General features: G+C 64.2%; 2 protein-coding genes and 1 pseudogene. All 3 read left to right on the forward strand.

Translation table 11 applies throughout. The annotated features are described in order from the left end of the window. The first annotated feature begins 24 nt into the window (after positions 1–24). The 3 genes and pseudogenes from hpaE (at position 25) to EN906_RS26245 (ending at position 3,648) form a co-directional block, all read left to right on the forward strand. A pseudogene (gene hpaE / locus EN906_RS26230) lies at positions 25–1,542 on the forward strand (5-carboxymethyl-2-hydroxymuconate semialdehyde dehydrogenase). 14 nt (positions 1,543–1,556) lie between these two features. Beyond that, entirely contained in the window at positions 1,557–2,537 is a 981-nt protein-coding gene (gene hpaD / locus EN906_RS26235; protein ID WP_127266757.1) for a 3,4-dihydroxyphenylacetate 2,3-dioxygenase, read from the forward strand. 238 nt (positions 2,538–2,775) lie between these two features. Beyond that, positions 2,776–3,648: a fumarylacetoacetate hydrolase family protein gene (locus EN906_RS26245; RefSeq protein ID WP_127266756.1), complete on the forward strand. Its 873-nt coding sequence runs from the start codon at positions 2,776–2,778 to the stop codon at positions 3,646–3,648. Positions 3,649–3,763 lie beyond the last annotated feature (115 nt).

Genomic DNA, 3,763 nt, shown 5'->3' on the forward strand with positions numbered 1-3,763 from the left:
GCGCGGCAAGTGACGGAACCCGACATGTCCGACCTGCAAGGCAATCTGAACAAGGCCGAGGCCTATATGGACCGCTTCAGGCGCGATGGCGTGTTGAACTAGATCGGCGGCGAGGCGGTACCGGCGCTCGACGGCGCGACGTTCGAAACGCTGTCGCCGGTCGACCTGAAGCCGCTGGCAAGCGTCGCGCGCGGCGGAGCCGCCGACATCGACCGCGCCGCCAGGGCAGCCAAGGCTGCGTTTCCAGCCTGGGCCGCCATGCCGGGCGAAGCGCGCAAGAAGCTGCTGCACAGAATCGCCGACGCGATCGAGGCGCGTGCCGAGGAGATAGCCTTCGTCGAATGCATGGATACCGGCCAGGCGCTGAAGTTCATGGCCAAGGCGGCGTTGCGGGGTGCCGAGAATTTCCGCTTCTTCGCCGACCGTGCACCCGAAGCCCGAGACGGCGAGACGCTGCGGACCACGGGCCAGGTCAACCTCACCACGCGGGTGCCTATCGGCCCGGTCGGCATCATCACGCCGTGGAACACGCCGTTCATGCTGTCGACCTGGAAGATCGCACCGGCGCTGGCGGCCGGCTGCACCGTGGTTCATAAGCCGGCTGAATTTTCGCCGCTGACCGCCCGCCTGCTGGTCGAGATCGCCGAGGAGGCCGGTCTGCCGAAGGGTGTGTGGAACCTGGTCAACGGCCTGGGTGAAGATGCCGGCAAGGCGTTGACCGAGCATCCCGACATCAAGGCGATCGGCTTTGTCGGCGAGAGCCGTACCGGCTCGATGATCATGAAACAAGGCGCCGACACGCTGAAGCGCGTGCATTTCGAACTTGGCGGCAAGAACCCGGTGATCGTCTTTGCCGACGCCGATCTCGAACGCGCCGCCGACGCCGCCGTATTCATGATCTATTCGCTGAATGGCGAACGCTGCACCTCATCGTCGCGACTGCTGGTCGAAGCTTCGATCTATGAAAGCTTCACCGCCAAAATCGCGGAGAGGGCGAAGCGCATCGTCGTCGGCCATCCGCTCGATCCGAAAACGGTGGTCGGCCCGCTCATCCATCCGGTGCATGAGAAGAAGGTGCTGTCCTATATCGACATCGGCAGGTCGGAGGGGGCCACGCTCGCCGTCGGCGGCGGCAAGGGCGAGGGGCCGGGCGGCGGCTGTTATGTCGGCCCGACACTGTTCACCAACGTCACCAACGGCATGCGCATTGCGCAGGAGGAGATTTTCGGGCCGGTGCTGAGCGCCATTCCCTTCAACGACGAGGCCGAGGCGCTTGCGCTGGCCAACGACACGCAATACGGCCTGACCGGCTATCTCTGGACCTCGGACGTCACCCGCGCCTTCCGCTTCACAGACGCGCTCGATGCCGGCATGATCTGGGTCAATTCCGAGAATGTGCGCCATTTGCCGACACCGTTCGGCGGCGTCAAGAATTCCGGCATCGGCCGCGACGGCGGGGACCATTCCTTCGACTTCTACATGGAGACGAAGAACATAGCCTTTGCGACGACGGCGCACGCGATCCAGAAACTCGGCGGCTGACCGGAGGAAATCAGATGCCCTTGCCCAAGCCCAATCTCTACCCCGCCTTCAACATCGTGCGCCTCAGCCATGTCGAGCTGGCCGTCACCGACCTCGCCAAATCCCGCGCCTTCTATGTCGATACGCTCGGCCTGCAGGTCACCGACGAGACATCGGACACCATCTATCTCAGGGCGCTGGAGGAGCGTGGGCACCATTGCATCGTGCTGAAGAAGGCGGCCACGGCAGAAGCGCGCGACCTTGGCTTCAAGGTCTTCTCGGATGAAGACCTCGACAAGGCAGTGCATTTCTTCAAGGACAAGGGCCTGCCGGTGGAATGGGTCGAGCGGCCTTACCAGTCGCGCACCTTCCGCACCCGCGATCCGCACGGCATTCCGCTCGAATTCTACGCTGAGATGGAGCGGCTGCCGCCGATCCACCAGAAGTATGCGCTGTACAAGGGCGTCAAGCCGCTGCGCATTGACCACTTCAACTGCTTCTCGCCCAATGTCGACGAGTCCGTCGCCTTCTACAACGAGCTCGGCTTCCGGGTGACCGAGTATACCGAGGACGCCAGCAGCGGAAGGCTGTGGGCGGCGTGGACGCACCGCAAGGGCGGCGTGCACGACATCGCCTTCACCAACGGCATCGGGCCGCGCCTGCACCATGTCGCCTTCTGGGTGCCGACGCCGCTCAACATCATCGACCTGCTCGATCTGATGGCAACGACGGGCTATTTGCCGAACATCGAACGCGGCCCCGGCCGGCACGGTATTTCCAACGCCTTCTTCCTCTATGTCAGAGACCCGGACAACCACCGCATCGAGATTTACTGTTCGGATTACCAGACGGTCGATCCGGACCTCGAGCCGATAAAATGGGACCTCAAGGACCCGCAACGCCAGACGCTGTGGGGCGCGCCGGCGCCGAAAAGCTGGTTCGAGGAGGGCAGTGTGTTTGCCGGAGCGAAGGCACGCCAGCCGGATTTGGCGGCTTCGCCGATCATTGCGCCTTAGACGGGAATTCAGAGATGATAGCGTTCCGTCACGCCCCCCTCTGTCCTGCCGGACATCTCCCCCTCAAGGGGGGAGATTGGCCAGGCCCATGGTCAGCGCCTCTCTTGCAGCGTTGGAAATTGGCGAAGGCAGAGATGACATCCAATCTCCCCCCAAGAGGGGGAGATGTCCGGCAGGACAGAGGGGGGCGTCGTAGAGCTCCGACCTCGCCGATATTCACCATCGCCGGAGCCGCAGCATGAACCACGCACGGCTCGCCACCTTCACCGTCGGCGGCAAGGTGCGCTATGGCGCGATATCAGGCAACGGTGTCGTCGACTTGTCGGCGCGCCACGGCCAATGGCCGACGTTGCGGGAAGTGATCGAGGCCGGCGCCTTGCGGCGGCTGGCGGAAGAGGCCGAGGCGTTTGCCGCCGATTTTCCGCTCGACGCCATCGCCTATGAAATCCCGATCCCGTCACCGGAAAAGATCATCTGCGTCGGCGTCAACTACCCCGACCGCAACGAGGAGTACAAGGACGGCCAGGCAGCGCCCTCCAACCCGTCACTGTTCATCCGCTTCCCCCGCTCCTTCGTCGGCCATGGCGCGCCGCTGGTGCGGCCGCCGGAATCACCGCAGCTCGACTATGAGGGCGAGATCGTCATCGTCATCGGCAAGGCCGGCCGGCGCATTGCCGAGGCCGACGCGCTCGGCCATATCGCGGCGCTCTCGCTGTGCAATGAAGGCACCATCCGCGACTGGGTGCGCCATGCCAAGTTCAACGTCACGCAAGGCAAGAATTTCGACCGCAGCGGCTCGATCGGCCCATGGCTGGTGCCGTTCAGCGACGAGGCGCAGATCGCCGACATCGCGCTGACCACCCGCGTCAATGGCGAGTTGCGCCAGCAGGACCGCACCAGCCGGATGATTTTTTCCTTCCGCAAGATCATCAACTACATCTCGACCTTCACCACGCTGGTGCCGGGCGATATCATCGTCACCGGCACGCCGACGGGTGCTGGCGCCCGCTTCGAGCCGCCGATCTGGCTGAAGCCCGGCGACGTGATCGAGGTGGAGGCCGAAGGCATCGGCGTGCTCAGAAACGGTGTCGTCGACGAGGCAGCGCAATGACCCCGGAACAGGTGGAGGACGCCGCGGCACAGCTGTTCGAGGCCGAGCGGTCGCGCCGCCAGATCCGTCTGCTCAGCCTCGATTTTCCCGATGCGACGATGGAGGACGCCTATCG

It is taken from the genome of Mesorhizobium sp. M7A.F.Ca.CA.004.06.1.1, assembly GCF_003999135.1.
Classification (GTDB): domain Bacteria; phylum Pseudomonadota; class Alphaproteobacteria; order Rhizobiales; family Rhizobiaceae; genus Mesorhizobium.